This is a genomic window from Streptomyces sp. NPDC001056, from assembly GCF_053598955.1.
Map to the genome: position 1 here is coordinate 27066 of NZ_JBSFLI010000006.1, position 15211 is coordinate 42276.

Consider the following 15211-nt stretch of genomic DNA (forward strand, 5'->3'; position numbering starts at 1 on the left):
AGATGGCGAAGAAGGCTCTCATCGCGAAGGCTGCTCGCAAGCCCAAGTTCGGTGTGCGTGGCTACACCCGCTGCCAGCGCTGCGGTCGCCCGCACTCCGTGTACCGCAAGTTCGGCCTGTGCCGCGTGTGCCTTCGTGAGATGGCTCACCGTGGCGAGCTGCCGGGCGTGACCAAGAGCTCCTGGTAATCCCGACTTTTAGGGATACCTGGACCTCTCGGTAAGCAACCGGGACGGTAGGGGCGCCGACTCTCATGGCTTAGGCTAGGAGGGTTGGGCCTCTGCCGCCCTGAACGACTTACTACGCCGTAGGTCCCCGCGCCGCACCCGTCCCGTCCATGTACGGGGAGAGGGATGGCGCATATAGGAAACCCCGGCGAGAAAGGCCACAGGCCAATTCATGACCATGACTGATCCGATCGCAGACATGCTTACGCGTCTGCGGAACGCGAACTCGGCTTACCACGACTCGGTGTCGATGCCGCACTCCAAGATCAAGTCGCACATCGCGGAGATCCTCCAGCAGGAGGGCTTCATCACGGGCTGGAAGGTCGAGGACGCCGAGGTCGGCAAGAACCTCGTTCTCGAGCTGAAGTTCGGCCCGAACCGTGAGCGCTCCATCGCGGGCATCAAGCGGATCTCCAAGCCCGGTCTCCGGGTGTACGCGAAGTCCACCAACCTGCCCAAGGTGCTGGGTGGCCTCGGCGTGGCGATCATCTCCACGTCGCACGGGCTCCTCACCGACAAGCAGGCCGGCAAGAAGGGCGTGGGTGGGGAAGTCCTCGCCTACGTCTGGTAGCAGAAGGGAACGGAGGAAACAGCTATGTCGCGTATCGGCAAGCTCCCCATCGCGGTTCCCGCCGGCGTGGACGTCACCATCGACGGCCGCACGGTCAAGGTCAAGGGCCCCAAGGGCGAGCTGACCCACACCGTCGTGGCACCGATCGACATCGCCAAGGGCGAGGACGGCACCCTGCAGGTGACCCGCCCCAACGACGAGCGTCAGAACAAGGCCCTGCACGGCCTGTCCCGCACGCTGGTGGCGAACATGATCACCGGCGTGACCCAGGGTTACGTGAAGAAGCTTGAGATCAGCGGTGTCGGTTACCGAGTGACCGCCAAGGGTTCCAACCTGGAGTTCGCTCTCGGTTACAGCCACCCGATCGTGGTCGAGGCCCCTGAAGGCATCTCCTTCAAGGTGGAGACCCCGACCCGTTTCTCGGTCGAGGGCATCGACAAGCAGAAGGTCGGCGAGGTTGCGGCCAACATCCGCAAGCTGCGCAAGCCCGACCCGTACAAGGCCAAGGGCGTCAAGTACGAGGGCGAAGTCATCCGCCGCAAGGTCGGAAAGGCGGGTAAGTAAGCCATGGCATACGGGCAGAAGATCCTCAAGGGCGACGCCTACAAGCGCGCCGCGATCAAGCGCCGTCACATCCGGATCCGTAAGAGGGTGTCCGGTACGGCGGAGCGTCCCCGTCTGGTCGTGACCCGCTCCAACCGCCACATCGTGGCGCAGGTGATCGACGACCTGAAGGGCCACACCCTGGCGTCGGCGTCCACCTTGGACGCTTCGATCCGCGGTGCCGAGGGCGACAAGTCCGCGCAGGCCAAGCAGGTCGGCGCCCTGGTCGCCGAGCGCGCCAAGGCCGCTGGCGTCGAGGCTGTCGTGTTCGACCGTGGTGGTAACCAGTACGCCGGGCGCATCGCCGCCCTGGCGGACGCCGCCCGCGAGGCCGGGCTCAAGTTCTGAGCCGGTTCCGTAGCTAGCGGAAAAAGAGAGAGGTAATTCCAATGGCTGGACCCCAGCGCCGCGGTGGCGGTGCCGGTGGCGGCGAGCGGCGGGACCGGAAGGGCCGTGACGGCGGCGCTGCTGCCGCCGAGAAGACCGCGTACGTCGAGCGCGTCGTCGCGATCAACCGAGTCGCCAAGGTTGTGAAGGGTGGTCGTCGCTTCAGCTTCACCGCGCTGGTCGTGGTGGGCGACGGTGACGGCACCGTGGGTGTCGGTTACGGCAAGGCCAAGGAGGTGCCGGCCGCCATCGCCAAGGGCGTTGAGGAGGCCAAGAAGCACTTCTTCAAGGTCCCCCGTATCCAGGGCACCATCCCGCACCCGATCCAGGGTGAGAAGGCTGCCGGCGTCGTGCTGCTCAAGCCCGCGTCCCCCGGTACCGGTGTTATCGCCGGTGGTCCGGTGCGCGCCGTGCTCGAGTGCGCCGGTATCCACGACATCCTGTCGAAGTCGCTCGGCTCCGACAACGCGATCAACATCGTGCACGCGACCGTGGCGGCCCTGAAGGGCCTGCAGCGTCCGGAGGAGGTCGCGGCTCGCCGTGGTCTGCCTCTTGAGGACGTCGCTCCCGCGGCTCTGCTGCGTGCGCGTGCCGGGGCGGGTGCGTGATGGCTCAGCTCAAGATCACGCAGGTCAAGTCCTACATCGGCAGCAAGCAGAACCACCGTGACACCCTGCGCTCCCTTGGTCTCAAGGGCATCAACACGCAGGTCGTCAAGGAGGACCGCCCCGAGTTCCGCGGCATGGTGCACACCGTCCGCCACCTCGTGACGGTCGAGGAGGTCGACTGATCATGGCGGAGCAGAACCCGCTCAAGATCCACAACCTCCGTCCCGCCCCGGGCGCCAAGACCGCCAAGACCCGTGTCGGTCGTGGTGAGGCGTCGAAGGGTAAGACGGCCGGTCGTGGTACCAAGGGCACCAAGGCTCGTTACCAGGTTCCGGAGCGCTTCGAGGGTGGCCAGATGCCGCTCCACATGCGCCTCCCGAAGCTGAAGGGCTTCAAGAACCCGTTCAAGACCGAGTACCAGGTCGTGAACCTGGACAAGCTGGCCGCGCTCTACCCGCAGGGTGGAGAGGTCACCGTCCAGGATCTCGTCGACAAGGGTGCCGTGCGCAAGAACAGCCTCGTCAAGGTCCTCGGCCAGGGCGAGATCTCCGTGGCGCTGCAGGTGACGGTCGACGCCGTCTCCGGCTCCGCCAAGGAGAAGATCACCGCCGCCGGCGGTACGGTCACCGAGCTCGTCTGAGTCCTTCGGACGACGCCTCGATGACGTAAGCGATCCCGACCGGGGGTACCTCACAATGAGGTATCCCCGGTTGGTCGTTCCACGGCGGGCATGGTCGCCGGTAAGGTGGCCAGCACTGTACTCACTCGTATTCGTCGAACCTCAGACCGTCACCCTTGACGCAGTTGCGCGGGGGTCGCAGGAGGCACCGTGCTCACCGCGTTCGCCCGGGCGTTCAAGACGCCCGACCTGCGCAAGAAGCTGCTCTTCACGCTGGGCATCATCGTGGCCTACCGGGTCGGTACCCACATCCCGATCCCCGGCGTCAACTACAAGGCCGTCCAGCAGTGCGTGAGCGAGGCGGGGGCCAACCAGGGCCTGTTCGGCCTCGTGAACATGTTCAGCGGCGGTGCGCTGCTGCAGATCACGGTCTTCGCGCTCGGCATCATGCCGTACATCACGGCCAGCATCATTCTCCAGCTGCTGACCGTGGTGATCCCGCGCCTGGAAGCCCTCAAGAAGGAGGGCCAGGCCGGCACCACGAAGATCACGCAGTACACGCGCTACCTGACTCTGGCCCTCGCGATCCTGCAGGGCACCGGCCTCGTCGCCACCGCCCGCAGCGGCGCGCTGTTCAGCGGCTGCTCGGTGGCCACCAGCATCGTCCCGGACCAGGCGATCTTCACCACGATCACGATGGTCATCTGCATGACGGCCGGCACCACGGTGGTCATGTGGCTCGGCGAGCTGATCACCGACCGCGGCATCGGCAACGGCATGTCGATCCTGATGTTCATCTCGATCGCCGCGACCTTCCCGTCCGCGCTGTGGGCGATCAAGAAGCAGGGCACCCTGGCCGGCGGCTGGATCGAGTTCGGCACGGTCATCCTGGTCGGCCTGGTCATGGTCGCGCTCGTGGTCTTCGTCGAGCAGGCCCAGCGCCGCATCCCGGTGCAGTACGCGAAGCGGATGATCGGGCGCCGGTCCTACGGCGGCACGTCCACCTACATCCCGCTCAAGGTGAACCAGGCGGGTGTGATCCCCGTCATCTTCGCCTCGTCCCTCCTGTACATCCCGGCCCTGGTCGCGCAGTTCGCGGGCGGCAACTCGGGCTGGAAGGAGTGGATCCAGCAGAACCTCACCAAGGGTGACCACCCGCTTTACATCACTTTGTACTTCTTGCTCATCGTTTTCTTCGCGTTCTTCTACGTGGCGATCTCCTTCAACCCCGAGGAAGTCGCCGACAACATGAAGAAGTATGGTGGCTTCATCCCGGGCATCCGGGCTGGCCGACCGACCGCTGAGTACCTTTCGTACGTGCTCAACCGGATCACCTGGCCGGGTTCGCTGTACCTGGGTCTGATCGCTCTCGTACCGACAATGGCGTTGGTCGGCTTCGGAGCAAGCCAGAACTTCCCGTTCGGTGGTACCAGCATCCTCATCATCGTGGGTGTCGGTCTGGAGACGGTGAAGCAGATCGAGAGCCAGCTCCAGCAGCGCAATTACGAAGGGTTCCTCCGCTGATGCGTATCGTCCTCGTCGGGCCGCCCGGTGCCGGTAAGGGAACGCAGGCCGTCCGGCTCGCAGACAAGCTGGCAATCCCGCACATCTCCACCGGCGACCTCTTCCGGGCCAACATCAGCCGGCAGACCGAGCTGGGCAAGCTCGCGAAGTCCTACATGGACGCCGGCAACCTCGTCCCCGACGAGGTCACCATCGCCATGGCCAAGGACCGCATGGAACAGCCGGACGCCGCGGGCGGCTTCCTGCTGGACGGCTTCCCGCGCAACGTGGCCCAGGCCGCGGCGCTGGACGAGCTGCTGCGCACCGAGAAGATGGCACTGGACGCGGTCCTGGACCTGGAGGCCCCCGAGGACGAGGTGGTCAAGCGCATCGCCGGCCGCCGGATCTGCCGCAAGGACTCCTCGCACGTCTTCCACGTGGCGTACAACGCGCCGCAGCAGGAGGGCGTCTGCGACGTCTGCGGCGGCGAGCTGTACCAGCGCGAGGACGACTCCGAGGACACCGTCCGCACGCGCCTGGAGGTCTACCACACGCAGACCGAGCCCATCATCGACTACTACAAGTCGCAGGGCCTGGTCCGCACGATCTCCGCGACGGGCCCGGTGGACGAGGTCACCGAGCGCGCGCTGGAGGCGCTGAAGAGCGAGCAGGCCGGGAACAAGTAGGTCCGGCCGCCTTCCGGCCGCGGCGCCCTTACGGGGGCGCCGCGGCCGTAGTGTTGTACAGGTACATCCAGCCGACGTGAGTGACGGAGAGCGCAGGCCCCCATGGTGCAGATCAAGACGCCCGAGCAGATCGCCAAGATGCGAGCGGCGGGCCTGGTCGTCGCCGCGATCCACGCGGCCACCCGGGAGGCGGCGGTGCCCGGCGCCTCCACGAAGGACCTGGACGAGGTCGCGCGCAAGGTGCTCGCCGAGCACGGCGCCAAGTCGAACTTCCTGGGCTACGGCGGCTTCCCCGCGACCATCTGCACCTCGGTGAACGACGTGGTGGTGCACGGCATCCCCTCCGACGACGTCGTCCTCAAGGACGGCGACATCATCTCCATCGACTGCGGCGCGATCGTGGACGGCTGGCACGGAGACGCGGCGTACACCGCCTTCGTCGGCTCCGGTCACGCCCCGGAGCTGGTCGAGCTGTCCCGGGTGACCGAGGGCTCGATGTGGGCCGGCATCGCGGCGATGAAGGCGGGCAACCGGCTGGTCGACATCTCCCGGGCGATCGAGACGTACATCCGCCGACAGCCGAAGCCGGGCGGCGGGCGCTACGGGATCATCGAGGACTACGGCGGCCACGGCATCGGCACCGAGATGCACATGGACCCACACCTGCTGAACTACGTCGAGCGGCGCCGGGGCAAGGGCCCGAAGCTGGTGCCGGGCTTCTGCCTCGCCATCGAGCCGATGGTCTCGCTCGGCACGCCCAGGACCGAGGTCCTGGAGGACGACTGGACGGTCATCACGACCGACGGCACGTGGTCCTCGCACTGGGAGCACTCGGTCGCGCTGACCGAGGAAGGCCCGCTGGTGCTGACGGCCGTCGACGGCGGCAGGGCGAAGCTGGCGGAGTTCGGCATCACGGCCGCTCCCGACCCCCTCGCCTAGACGAACACAGCTCGCATAGTGGTCCCCTCCGGTGGGAAGACTCCCTCGATTCGCGTTTCGGGTCGGCCCGACGTAGACTGACTCGTCGGCTCTCGTGCACCCGCATGTCCGCATGCGCCCGTAAGGGACGCGGGAGAGTCGATCAAGGTAGTCGATTCGAAGGGCGAAGCGTGGCCAAGAAGCAAGGTGCCATCGAGATCGAGGGCACTGTCGTCGAGTCTCTGCCGAACGCCATGTTCAAGGTCGAGCTCCAGAACGGCCACCAGGTCCTGGCACACATCAGCGGCAAGATGCGTATGCACTACATCCGCATCCTCCCTGACGACCGGGTCGTGGTGGAGCTGTCTCCGTACGACCTGACGCGTGGCCGGATCGTCTACCGGTACAAGTAGATCTTGCCCGCGCCCCGGGCCCGCCCGGTGCGATGGCACTGACCCGGAGAACCTCACCCCATGAAGGTCAAGCCGAGCGTCAAGAAGATCTGCGACAAGTGCAGGGTGATCCGCCGTCACGGCCGGGTCATGGTCATCTGCGAGAACCCGCGCCACAAGCAGCGCCAGGGCTGACGCACGACCACCCCTCTCTGCACCTCTATCGCAGAGTTTTCGCGCGACGCGAGCTGAATTGTTCATACGCAGGACCCGAGCCCACCAGCTCGACACCCCCGGTTCGGAGGCCGGGGACCCGGTTCGTACCTCATACGGCGGCCGGGAGCCGGTTCTGCGGAAGACCTCCGAAGATTCACCAGGAGCCATTGAATGGCACGCGTTTCCGGTGTTGACATCCCGCGCGAAAAGCGCGTGGAGGTCGCCCTCACCTACGTGTTCGGCATCGGCCGGACCCTCTCGAAGGAGACGCTGGCTGCGACCGGCGTCGACCCGAACACCCGCGTTCGCGACCTCAGCGAAGAGCAGCTGGTCGCCATCCGCGAGTACGTCGACAACAACATCAAGACCGAGGGTGACCTCCGTCGCGAGATCCAGGCCGACATCCGCCGCAAGGTCGAGATCGGTTGCTACCAGGGTCTCCGTCACCGTCGCGGTCTGCCCGTCCGCGGTCAGCGCACCAGCACCAACGCCCGTACCCGCAAGGGCCCGCGTCGCGCCATCGCCGGCAAGAAGAAGCCGGGCAAGAAGTAGTCCGCAGCGGACCTCTGTCCACGGTCTTCGCTGTAGGACCGACCACCTCCCTCTAGGAGTTTGTAGATGCCCCCCAAGGGTCGTCAGGGCGCTGCCAAGAAGGTGCGCCGCAAGGAAAAGAAGAACGTCGCTCACGGCCACGCGCACATCAAGAGCACGTTCAACAACACGATCGTCTCGATCACGGACCCCTCGGGCAACGTGATCTCCTGGGCCTCCGCCGGCCACGTCGGCTTCAAGGGCTCCCGGAAGTCCACGCCGTTCGCCGCGCAGATGGCCGCCGAGTCGGCTGCCCGCCGCGCCCAGGAGCACGGCATGCGCAAGGTCGACGTGTTCGTCAAGGGCCCGGGTTCCGGCCGTGAGACCGCGATCCGCTCCCTGCAGGCCACGGGTCTCGAGGTCGGCTCCATCCAGGACGTCACCCCGACCCCGCACAACGGCTGCCGCCCGCCGAAGCGCCGCCGCGTCTGACGCACAGCGCTCCGCTGGTTTCGCGGTTTCGGGCGGTACGGCCTCTGTGAGGACGCCGTACCGCCCGTACCCTTGCAGTACAGAGTCGGGCGTCAAATAGCGGGCGCCCCTGACTGAAGGATTCATTCCATGCTGATCGCTCAGCGACCTTCGTTGACCGAAGAGGTCGTCGACGAGTTCCGCTCCCGGTTCGTGATCGAGCCGCTGGAGCCGGGCTTCGGCTACACCCTCGGCAACTCCCTCCGTCGTACCCTCCTGTCCTCGATCCCCGGTGCCGCTGTCACCAGCATCCGGATCGACGGCGTGCTGCACGAGTTCACCACCGTGCCGGGCGTCAAGGAGGACGTCACCGACCTGATCCTCAACATCAAGCAGCTGGTCGTCTCCTCGGAGCACGACGAGCCGGTCGTGATGTACCTGCGCAAGCAGGGCCCGGGTCTGGTCACCGCCGCCGACATCGCGCCCCCGGCCGGTGTCGAGGTGCACAACCCCGACCTCGTCCTCGCCACGCTCAACGGCAAGGGCAAGCTGGAGATGGAGCTGACCGTCGAGCGCGGTCGCGGCTACGTCTCCGCCGTGCAGAACAAGCAGGTGGGCCAGGAGATCGGCCGTATCCCGGTCGACTCCATCTACTCGCCGGTTCTCAAGGTCACGTACAAGGTCGAGGCCACGCGTGTCGAGCAGCGCACCGACTTCGACAAGCTGATCGTGGACGTCGAGACCAAGCAGGCGATGCGTCCGCGTGACGCCATGGCCTCCGCGGGCAAGACGCTGGTCGAGCTGTTCGGTCTCGCGCGCGAGCTGAACATCGACGCCGAGGGCATCGACATGGGTCCGTCCCCGACGGACGCCGCGCTCGCCGCCGACCTGGCTCTGCCGATCGAGGAGCTGGAGCTCACGGTCCGCTCCTACAACTGCCTCAAGCGCGAGGGCATCCACTCCGTGGGTGAGCTCGTGGCTCGCTCCGAGGCCGACCTCCTGGACATCCGCAACTTCGGTGCGAAGTCCATCGACGAGGTCAAGGCGAAGCTGGCCGGCATGGGCCTGGCCCTCAAGGACAGCCCGCCCGGATTCGACCCGACCGCCGCCGCCGACGCCTTCGGCGCCGACGACGACGCGGACGCGGGCTTCGTGGAGACCGAGCAGTACTGATCCGGTACTGGACGCGTTCCACCCTCCGGGGGTCCCACGGGACCCCCGGATCTCCGACAGACAACCGTCTGCTCGGATACTGACCCCGGTACCTGATACGGCCGGGGCAGACACACAGGAGAAGAACCATGCCGAAGCCCACCAAGGGTGCCCGTCTGGGCGGCAGCGCCGCGCACGAGAAGCTGCTCCTCGCGAACCTCGCGAAGAGCCTCTTCGAGCACGGCCGCATCACCACCACCGAGGCGAAGGCCCGCCGCCTGCGCCCGTACGCCGAGCGTCTGGTCACCAAGGCGAAGAAGGGCGACCTTCACAACCGCCGTCAGGTGCTCCAGGTCATCACGGACAAGAGCATCGTGCACACGCTCTTCACCGAGATCGGCCCGCGGTACGAGAACCGTCCCGGTGGCTACACCCGCATCACCAAGATCGGCAACCGCCGTGGCGACAACGCGCCCATGGCCGTGATCGAGCTGGTCGAGGCGCTGACGGTGCAGCAGAAGGCCGTGGGCGAGGCCGAGGCCGCGACCAAGCGCGCCGTCAAGGAGGCCGACGAGGCCGCTGCCACCGAGGCTGCCGCCGAGGAGTCGAAGGACGCGTAAGCGTTCTGCCCCTTCAGGGCGTCGCGGGCCCGCCCCTTTGCGGGGGCGGGCCCGCTTTTCTGTACCCGAGAGGATCTCTGTGTGAGTGACGAAGCACTGCCCGGCCGTGTACGCGTCCGCCTCGACCTGTCCTACGACGGCGCCGGTTTCCACGGCTGGGCCAAGCAGGCCGGCGGCAAGCGGACCGTGCAGGGGGAGATCGAGGACGCCCTGCGGACGGTGACGCGGTCGAAGGAGACGTACGAGCTGACCGTGGCCGGGCGCACCGACGCCGGGGTGCACGCGCGCGGGCAGGTGGCACACGTCGACCTGCCGGTGGAGCTGTGGGCGGAGCACCGCGAGAAGCTGCTCAAGCGGCTCGCCGGGCGGCTGCCGAAGGACGTGCGGATCTGGCGGGTGGCCGAGGCGCCGGAGGGGTTCAACGCCCGGTTCTCGGCGATCTGGCGGCGCTACGCGTACCGGGTCACCGACGACCCCGGCGGCGTGGACCCGCTGCTGCGGGGACATGTGCTGTGGCATGACTGGCCGCTCGACGTGGCCGCCATGAACGAGGCCGCGCGGGCGCTGCTCGGCGAGCACGACTTCGCCGCGTACTGCAAGAAGCGCGAGGGCGCGACCACCATCCGCACGCTCCAGGACCTGAGCCTGGTGCGCGGCGCGGACGGGATCATCACGGCCACGGTCCGGGCGGACGCGTTCTGCCACAACATGGTGCGCTCGCTGATCGGCGCCCTGCTGTTCGTCGGCGACGGGCACCGCGGCCCCGAGTGGCCCGGGAAGGTGCTGGCCGCGGGGGTGCGCGACTCCGCCGTGCACGTCGTACGACCGCACGGGCTGACCCTCGAAGAGGTCGGCTACCCCGCCGACGAGCTGCTGGCCGCCCGTAACAAGGAGGCCCGGAACAAGCGCTCGCTGCCGTCGGCGGGGTGCTGCTGAGCTACTGGTTCGCGGCCGCCGACGCCTGGGCCTGGCCGCGGCGGTGGATCTGCTGGAAGGTGAACTCCGCCAGGTCGTCGCCGGCGCGGAAGACCGGGGTGTCCTTGGTGGTGACGTTCTTGCCGGTGGTGAAGCCGGCGAGGGTGAAGTAGGCGTAGCGGCCGTAGGCGTTGCGGGTCGAGCGGCAGGTGGCGCCGTCGCAGAAGGCCGCGACGCCCTGGCCGGGCAGCGCCCGCACGATGCTGTGGTCGTCGGTCTGCCTGCGGGCCTTCGTGGCCTGGGCCTCGGTGTCGAACAGGGCGACGCCGACGGTGACCGCGATGTCGCCGTTGGTGTACGTGGCGCGCATCACTCGGGTGCAGCCGTCGGCGGCGAGGATCTTGGGCAGGGAACCGCCGGTCGCCGTGGCGCAGCTCGTGGTGTCACCGGTGGCGCCCTTCTTGTACACGGTGCCGCCGATCGTCAGCCGGGTGCCCGGGAACAGGGTGGCGGGGCTCAGCGGGGCGGTGTCCTTCTTGGCGCTGGATATGAACTCCTTCGGGTCCAGCGGCGGCGGGGCGCTGGTGGGCGCGAAGGACGGCGCCGTGGGGGAGCTGTCGGGCAGGGAGGCGCTGGGCGCCTGGGTGGGGTGCCCGGAGGTGTCGTTCCGGCCGTTCGCGGAGACGACGGCCAGGGCGACCGCCGCGCCGACGGCGACCGTGGCCAGCGCGCCGCCGACGATGAACAGCAGCTTGCGCCGCTTGCCGCGGGTCTCCGAGGCCTCCGCGAGCGCGGCCCAGTCGGGTGTCCCCTCGTCGCCGCCGCCGCTCCAGGGCTGCTGAGGCTGCTGGGGCTGCTGTGATTGCGGTTTCCAGGGATCCCACTGAGACTGGGGTCCCCCCTGCCCGTAACTCATGGGGCGCATCTTAGACGCGGGCCAGCACGGGCGAGTACCGCCCGGCGGCCCGCCGGACGGCCTGCCTCGTTTTGACCCGTCCGGGGGCCGCCAGGTAACCTGCTTCTTCGTTGTGTATTGGCTTGCTCATTCTCACGGGACGGGCCCTTACACCGGTCCACCGGGCCGATGACCAGCGATCAGCACGCGGTTTGCGTCACCGCGGTGCGGTCGAGGCTGTCGTGATCGTTTCGGTGACCTGTTCAGGACCATTCACTCGAAGCGAAGGCTACGAACCGTGCGTACGTACAGCCCCAAGCCCGGCGATGTGACGCGCCAGTGGCACGTCATCGACGCTCAGGACGTTGTCCTGGGCCGTCTCGCCACCACTGCTGCGACCCTCCTCCGGGGCAAGCACAAGCCGATCTACGCGCCGCACGTCGACGCTGGTGACTTCGTCATCATCATCAACGCCGACAAGGTGCACCTGTCCGGCAACAAGCGGACCCAGAAGATGGCGTACCGCCACTCCGGCTACCCGGGTGGTCTGCGCTCCGTCCGCTACGACGACCTTCTGGCCAACAACCCCGAGAAGGCCGTCGAGAAGGCCGTCAAGGGCATGCTCCCCAAGAACTCCCTGGGCCGTCAGATGCTCTCGAAGCTGAAGGTCTACAAGGGTGACCAGCACCCGCACGCTGCCCAGCAGCCGGTGCCGTTCGAGATCACCCAGGTCGCGCAGTAAGTCCGGCCACCCCCTAAGACTGAAGAGAATCTGAGGAGAATCGTGGCCGAGACCACTGCCGAGCAGCCGCTCGAAGAGCTTGACATCGACAGCTACACCACCGAGTCCGAGGTCCCCGTCGAGGGCGAGTACACCTCCGAGTCGATGGCCTCCCGCTTCGGCGAGCCCCAGCCGGCCGCCGGCCTGGGCCGCCGCAAGAACGCCATTGCCCGTGTCCGGATCGTTCCGGGCACCGGCAAGTGGAAGATCAACGGCCGCACCCTTGAGGACTACTTCCCCAACAAGGTGCACCAGCAGGAGGTCAACGAGCCCTTCAAGGTGCTCGAACTCGAGGGCCGTTACGACGTCATCGCCCGCATCGCCGGTGGCGGTGTCTCCGGTCAGGCCGGTGCGCTCCGTCTCGGTGTCGCCCGCGCGCTGAACGAGGCGGACGTCGACAACAACCGTGGTGCCCTGAAGAAGGCCGGCTTCCTGCGCCGCGACGACCGCGCGGTCGAGCGGAAGAAGGCCGGTCTGAAGAAGGCCCGCAAGGCTCCGCAGTACAGCAAGCGCTAAACAGCAGGAGCTGCCTGCTCGTACTCCGAACGCCCCGGCGGCACGCCACATGTGCCGTCGGGGCGTTCGTTTATCTCAGCCAAGGGCGTATAACGACACAAGACGCTCAAAGGCTTGTGTGACCGGATGGCGAGGCCCCCCTTCGACGCGGTGCCCGTCCGTTTACGCCATCGACGCTTCCTCAGGAGGACAAGTGGGACGACTCTTCGGCACGGACGGCGTGCGCGGTGTCGCCAACGCGGATCTGACCGCGGAGATGGCCCTCGGCCTCTCCGTGGCCGCGGCGCATGTGCTGGCCGAGGCGGGGACCTTCGCGGGCCACCGGCCGAAGGCCGTGGTCGGGCGGGATCCACGCGCGTCCGGGGAGTTCCTGGAGGCCGCGGTGGTCGCGGGCCTGGCGAGCGCGGGCGTGGACGTCCTGCGGGTCGGTGTGCTGCCGACGCCCGCGGTGGCCCATCTCACCGGCGCGCTCGGCGCCGACCTCGGCGTGATGCTGTCCGCGAGCCACAACGCCATGCCGGACAACGGCATCAAGTTCTTCGCCCGCGGCGGCCACAAGCTCGCCGACGACCTGGAGGACCGGATCGAGGCGGTCTACGAGTCGCACCGGCACGGCGAGCCGTGGGAGCGGCCGACGGGCGCCGGGGTGGGCCGCGTACGGTCGTACGACGAGGGTTTCGAGCAGTACGTCGGCCATCTGCTGTCGGTGCTGCCCAACCGGCTCGACGGGCTGAAGATCGTCCTGGACGAGGCGCACGGGGCGGCCTCGGGGGTCTCGCCGGAGGCGTTCACCCGGGCCGGCGCGCAGGTCGTCACGATCGGCGCGGAGCCGGACGGCCTCAACATCAACGACGGCTGCGGCTCGACGCATCTCGGTCAGCTGAAGGCGGCCGTGGTCGAGCACGGCGCGGATCTCGGCATCGCGCACGACGGTGACGCCGACCGGTGCCTCGCGGTGGACCACACCGGTGAGGAGGTCGACGGCGACCAGATCCTCTCCGTGCTGGCGCTGGCGATGCGGGAGCGCTCCGCGCTGCGGGCCGACACCGTGGTGGCGACCGTGATGTCCAACCTCGGCTTCAAGCTGGCCATGGAGAAGGCCGGCATCCAGCTGGTGCAGACGGCGGTCGGGGACCGGTACGTGCTGGAGGAGATGAAGCAGCACGGGTACGCGCTCGGCGGCGAGCAGTCCGGGCACGTGATCATCCTCGACCACGCGACGACGGGCGACGGCACGCTGACCGGTCTGCTGCTGGCGGCGCGGGTCGCGCAGAGCGGGCGCAGTCTGCGGGAACTGACGTCCGTGATGGAGCGGTTGCCGCAGGTTCTCGTCAACGTGCCGGACGTGGACAGGTCGCGGGTGCGCACGTCCGCCGACCTCGCCGCCGCGGTTTCCGAGGCCGAGCGTGAACTCGGTGAGACGGGGCGGGTGTTGCTGCGTCCGTCCGGTACCGAGCCGTTGGTGCGGGTGATGGTCGAGGCCGCGGACATCGAGCAGGCGCGGTCGGTGGCGGGGCGTCTCGCCGATGCGGTGAAGGCGGCGCTGGGATAGTCCCGGGTCCGGGGAGGGGGACCGCACGTCGCGGGCCGCGGGTCCGTGGTGCTGGGTCGCGTGGTTCCCCGCGCCCCAGGGGCGCGACGGTCCCGCGTCGCTAACCGCGCTGCCGCTTCCAGAAGTACTTCTGCGCGAGCAGCGTGAGCGTTCCCGCCAGGATGATGCCCAGCAGGTTCAGCAGGAGCTGGTCGGTCGAGCCCAGGGTCTGGGTCGTGTCGCCGTAGGCGAGGGCGACCGCCGCGTTGGCGGCGGCCGGGACCGTGGTGACCGAGATGGCCACGCCCACCAGGGCACCGGACTTGGCGGAGGTCAGGGAGAGGGTGCCGGCCACGCCCGCCAGGAGCGCCACGATGAACGAGAAGGCGTCCGGGGCGTAGACGAACGCCGTGTTGGGGCGCCTGCCCTCCAGGGCGGAGCGGTGGAACAGGCCGAGGGCGTCCATCAACAGGCTGAAGCCGACCGTCACCGCCATCGCCACCGCGAAGCCCACGAGCAGCGCGGTCAGCGAGCGCAGCGCCAGGCGCGGATGGCGTCGGACCATGGCCGTGCAGACGCCGGCCAGCGGGCCGAACTCCGGTCCCACGGCCATCGCGCCGACGATCAGGATGGCGTTGTCCAGCACCACACCGCAGGCCGCGATCATCGTGGCCAGCGTGATGAAGGCGACGTAGGTGACCGACAGGGTCGACTCCTCGTGGGTGGCCTCGGTCAGGCCCTCCCACAGCACCGCGTCCGCGCCCTCGCCCGGGGCGTCCTCCTCCGCCTTGTCGGCGCGCCGGGACAGCGACAGGTCGATGTTCTCCACGGCGATGGAGCCGCTGCTGTCCAGGCCCAGGCGCCGGAGACCGGCGATGAGCGTGTCGCCCGCCTCGCGCGCGACGTCGCACATCACCAGGTCCCCGGCCGGCTCGCGGGCGGCCCCCGGTATCACCGCGAGGTGTGTGGTGCCGACCGTTGCTTCGATCAGTCGCACCACCTCGTCGGTCTGGTCGGCCGGGGTGATCAGGCGCAGATGCAGCATGGCGCCTTTCTAGCAGGTGCGCTT

Annotated in this window: 22 protein-coding genes; 20 read left to right on the plus strand and 2 right to left on the minus strand. The window is 68.2% G+C overall.

Features of this window, described 5'->3' with window-relative positions:
• The first annotated feature begins 2 nt into the window (after positions 1-2).
• The 17 genes from ACWDD7_RS09360 (at position 3) to truA (ending at position 10440) form a co-directional block, all read left to right on the plus strand.
• Positions 3-188: a type Z 30S ribosomal protein S14 gene (locus ACWDD7_RS09360; RefSeq protein WP_003948630.1), complete on the plus strand. Its 186-nt coding sequence runs from the start codon at positions 3-5 to the stop codon at positions 186-188.
• Positions 189-399: 211 nt separating this feature from the next.
• The gene (rpsH, locus tag ACWDD7_RS09365) at positions 400-798 is read left to right on the plus strand and encodes a 30S ribosomal protein S8 (RefSeq protein ID WP_014674378.1); all 399 of its coding nucleotides are present in this window, start codon (positions 400-402) and stop codon (positions 796-798) included.
• A 24-nt stretch (positions 799-822) separates the two neighbouring features.
• Positions 823-1362, plus strand: coding sequence for a 50S ribosomal protein L6 (gene rplF, locus ACWDD7_RS09370; protein ID WP_351871161.1), 540 nt, complete (start codon positions 823-825; stop codon positions 1360-1362).
• A 3-nt stretch (positions 1363-1365) separates the two neighbouring features.
• Positions 1366-1749, plus strand: a complete 384-nt coding sequence (gene rplR, locus ACWDD7_RS09375) for a 50S ribosomal protein L18 (protein ID WP_285561821.1) — start codon at positions 1366-1368, stop codon at positions 1747-1749.
• A 41-nt stretch (positions 1750-1790) separates the two neighbouring features.
• Complete coding sequence (gene rpsE, locus ACWDD7_RS09380) at positions 1791-2396, plus strand: 30S ribosomal protein S5 (protein ID WP_007494753.1); 606 nt, start codon at positions 1791-1793, stop codon at positions 2394-2396.
• Positions 2396-2578, plus strand: coding sequence for a 50S ribosomal protein L30 (gene rpmD / locus ACWDD7_RS09385; RefSeq protein ID WP_003974250.1), 183 nt, complete (start codon positions 2396-2398; stop codon positions 2576-2578). The genes rpsE and rpmD overlap by 1 nt, the downstream gene beginning before the upstream one ends.
• 2 nt (positions 2579-2580) lie before the next feature.
• On the plus strand, positions 2581-3036 hold the full coding sequence (rplO, locus tag ACWDD7_RS09390; protein ID WP_037657572.1) for a 50S ribosomal protein L15: 456 nt from the start codon (positions 2581-2583) through the stop codon (positions 3034-3036).
• Positions 3037-3225: 189 nt separating this feature from the next.
• Positions 3226-4539, plus strand: a complete 1314-nt coding sequence (gene secY, locus ACWDD7_RS09395) for a preprotein translocase subunit SecY (protein WP_351871165.1) — start codon at positions 3226-3228, stop codon at positions 4537-4539.
• On the plus strand, positions 4539-5204 hold the full coding sequence (locus tag ACWDD7_RS09400; RefSeq protein ID WP_351871168.1) for an adenylate kinase: 666 nt from the start codon (positions 4539-4541) through the stop codon (positions 5202-5204). The genes secY and ACWDD7_RS09400 overlap by 1 nt, the downstream gene beginning before the upstream one ends.
• A gap of 102 nt (positions 5205-5306) precedes the next feature.
• The gene (map, locus tag ACWDD7_RS09405; RefSeq protein ID WP_351871170.1) at positions 5307-6143 is read left to right on the plus strand and encodes a type I methionyl aminopeptidase; all 837 of its coding nucleotides are present in this window, start codon (positions 5307-5309) and stop codon (positions 6141-6143) included.
• Between the two features lie 170 nt (positions 6144-6313).
• Entirely contained in the window at positions 6314-6535 is a 222-nt protein-coding gene (gene infA / locus ACWDD7_RS09410; protein WP_003948620.1) for a translation initiation factor IF-1, read from the plus strand.
• Positions 6536-6595: 60 nt separating this feature from the next.
• Positions 6596-6709 carry a 50S ribosomal protein L36 gene (rpmJ, locus tag ACWDD7_RS09415; RefSeq protein WP_003998809.1) on the plus strand — a complete coding sequence of 38 codons (114 nt, stop codon included), beginning with the start codon at positions 6596-6598 and terminating at the stop codon, positions 6707-6709.
• 192 nt (positions 6710-6901) lie between these two features.
• Positions 6902-7282 carry a 30S ribosomal protein S13 gene (gene rpsM / locus ACWDD7_RS09420; protein WP_009300593.1) on the plus strand — a complete coding sequence of 127 codons (381 nt, stop codon included), beginning with the start codon at positions 6902-6904 and terminating at the stop codon, positions 7280-7282.
• Between the two features lie 66 nt (positions 7283-7348).
• Positions 7349-7753 (plus strand): 30S ribosomal protein S11, encoded by a 405-nt coding sequence (gene rpsK / locus ACWDD7_RS09425; RefSeq protein ID WP_003956432.1) that lies wholly within the window; start codon positions 7349-7351, stop codon positions 7751-7753.
• Positions 7754-7882: 129 nt separating this feature from the next.
• On the plus strand, positions 7883-8905 hold the full coding sequence (locus ACWDD7_RS09430) for a DNA-directed RNA polymerase subunit alpha (RefSeq protein WP_003966937.1): 1023 nt from the start codon (positions 7883-7885) through the stop codon (positions 8903-8905).
• A gap of 128 nt (positions 8906-9033) precedes the next feature.
• Positions 9034-9504: a 50S ribosomal protein L17 gene (gene rplQ, locus ACWDD7_RS09435; RefSeq protein WP_351871172.1), complete on the plus strand. Its 471-nt coding sequence runs from the start codon at positions 9034-9036 to the stop codon at positions 9502-9504.
• An 81-nt stretch (positions 9505-9585) separates the two neighbouring features.
• Positions 9586-10440, plus strand: a complete 855-nt coding sequence (gene truA, locus ACWDD7_RS09440) for a tRNA pseudouridine(38-40) synthase TruA (protein WP_351871174.1) — start codon at positions 9586-9588, stop codon at positions 10438-10440.
• Between the two features lies 1 nt (position 10441).
• Here the strand turns inward: truA and ACWDD7_RS09445 are convergent, their stop codons facing one another.
• A complete protein-coding gene (locus ACWDD7_RS09445) occupies positions 10442-11335 on the minus strand; it encodes a hypothetical protein (protein WP_450456925.1) in 894 nt (297 codons plus the stop codon).
• Positions 11336-11612: 277 nt separating this feature from the next.
• Between ACWDD7_RS09445 and rplM the strand changes: the two genes are divergently transcribed.
• From rplM to glmM, 3 genes are all read left to right on the plus strand, one after another.
• The gene (rplM, locus tag ACWDD7_RS09450; RefSeq protein WP_146463583.1) at positions 11613-12056 is read left to right on the plus strand and encodes a 50S ribosomal protein L13; all 444 of its coding nucleotides are present in this window, start codon (positions 11613-11615) and stop codon (positions 12054-12056) included.
• A 42-nt stretch (positions 12057-12098) separates the two neighbouring features.
• Positions 12099-12611, plus strand: coding sequence for a 30S ribosomal protein S9 (gene rpsI, locus ACWDD7_RS09455; protein WP_010036632.1), 513 nt, complete (start codon positions 12099-12101; stop codon positions 12609-12611).
• 193 nt (positions 12612-12804) lie between these two features.
• On the plus strand, positions 12805-14163 hold the full coding sequence (glmM, locus tag ACWDD7_RS09460; protein ID WP_450456926.1) for a phosphoglucosamine mutase: 1359 nt from the start codon (positions 12805-12807) through the stop codon (positions 14161-14163).
• Between the two features lie 100 nt (positions 14164-14263).
• Here the strand turns inward: glmM and ACWDD7_RS09465 are convergent, their stop codons facing one another.
• A complete protein-coding gene (locus tag ACWDD7_RS09465; protein ID WP_450456927.1) occupies positions 14264-15187 on the minus strand; it encodes a DUF389 domain-containing protein in 924 nt (307 codons plus the stop codon).
• Between the last annotated feature and the right edge of the window lie 24 nt (positions 15188-15211).

What these genes read in the sequence shown, in the direction of transcription:
- rplQ (WP_351871172.1), top strand. Translation starts at nt 9,034, where the DNA reads ATGCCGAAGCCCACCAAGGGTGCCCGTCTGGGCGGCAGCGCCGCGCAC.
- rpmJ (WP_003998809.1), top strand. Translation starts at nt 6,596, where the DNA reads ATGAAGGTCAAGCCGAGCGTCAAGAAGATCTGCGACAAGTGCAGGGTG.
- ACWDD7_RS09465 (WP_450456927.1), bottom strand. Translation starts at nt 15,187, where the DNA reads ATGCTGCATCTGCGCCTGATCACCCCGGCCGACCAGACCGACGAGGTG.
- ACWDD7_RS09360 (WP_003948630.1), top strand. Translation starts at nt 3, where the DNA reads ATGGCGAAGAAGGCTCTCATCGCGAAGGCTGCTCGCAAGCCCAAGTTC.
- ACWDD7_RS09400 (WP_351871168.1), top strand. Translation starts at nt 4,539, where the DNA reads ATGCGTATCGTCCTCGTCGGGCCGCCCGGTGCCGGTAAGGGAACGCAG.
- ACWDD7_RS09430 (WP_003966937.1), top strand. Translation starts at nt 7,883, where the DNA reads ATGCTGATCGCTCAGCGACCTTCGTTGACCGAAGAGGTCGTCGACGAG.
- rplR (WP_285561821.1), top strand. Translation starts at nt 1,366, where the DNA reads ATGGCATACGGGCAGAAGATCCTCAAGGGCGACGCCTACAAGCGCGCC.
- rplO (WP_037657572.1), top strand. Translation starts at nt 2,581, where the DNA reads ATGGCGGAGCAGAACCCGCTCAAGATCCACAACCTCCGTCCCGCCCCG.
- rpsM (WP_009300593.1), top strand. Translation starts at nt 6,902, where the DNA reads ATGGCACGCGTTTCCGGTGTTGACATCCCGCGCGAAAAGCGCGTGGAG.
- rpsH (WP_014674378.1), top strand. Translation starts at nt 400, where the DNA reads ATGACCATGACTGATCCGATCGCAGACATGCTTACGCGTCTGCGGAAC.
- rpsE (WP_007494753.1), top strand. Translation starts at nt 1,791, where the DNA reads ATGGCTGGACCCCAGCGCCGCGGTGGCGGTGCCGGTGGCGGCGAGCGG.
- rplF (WP_351871161.1), top strand. Translation starts at nt 823, where the DNA reads ATGTCGCGTATCGGCAAGCTCCCCATCGCGGTTCCCGCCGGCGTGGAC.
- ACWDD7_RS09445 (WP_450456925.1), bottom strand. Translation starts at nt 11,335, where the DNA reads ATGAGTTACGGGCAGGGGGGACCCCAGTCTCAGTGGGATCCCTGGAAA.
- rpsK (WP_003956432.1), top strand. Translation starts at nt 7,349, where the DNA reads ATGCCCCCCAAGGGTCGTCAGGGCGCTGCCAAGAAGGTGCGCCGCAAG.
- map (WP_351871170.1), top strand. Translation starts at nt 5,307, where the DNA reads ATGGTGCAGATCAAGACGCCCGAGCAGATCGCCAAGATGCGAGCGGCG.
- rpmD (WP_003974250.1), top strand. Translation starts at nt 2,396, where the DNA reads ATGGCTCAGCTCAAGATCACGCAGGTCAAGTCCTACATCGGCAGCAAG.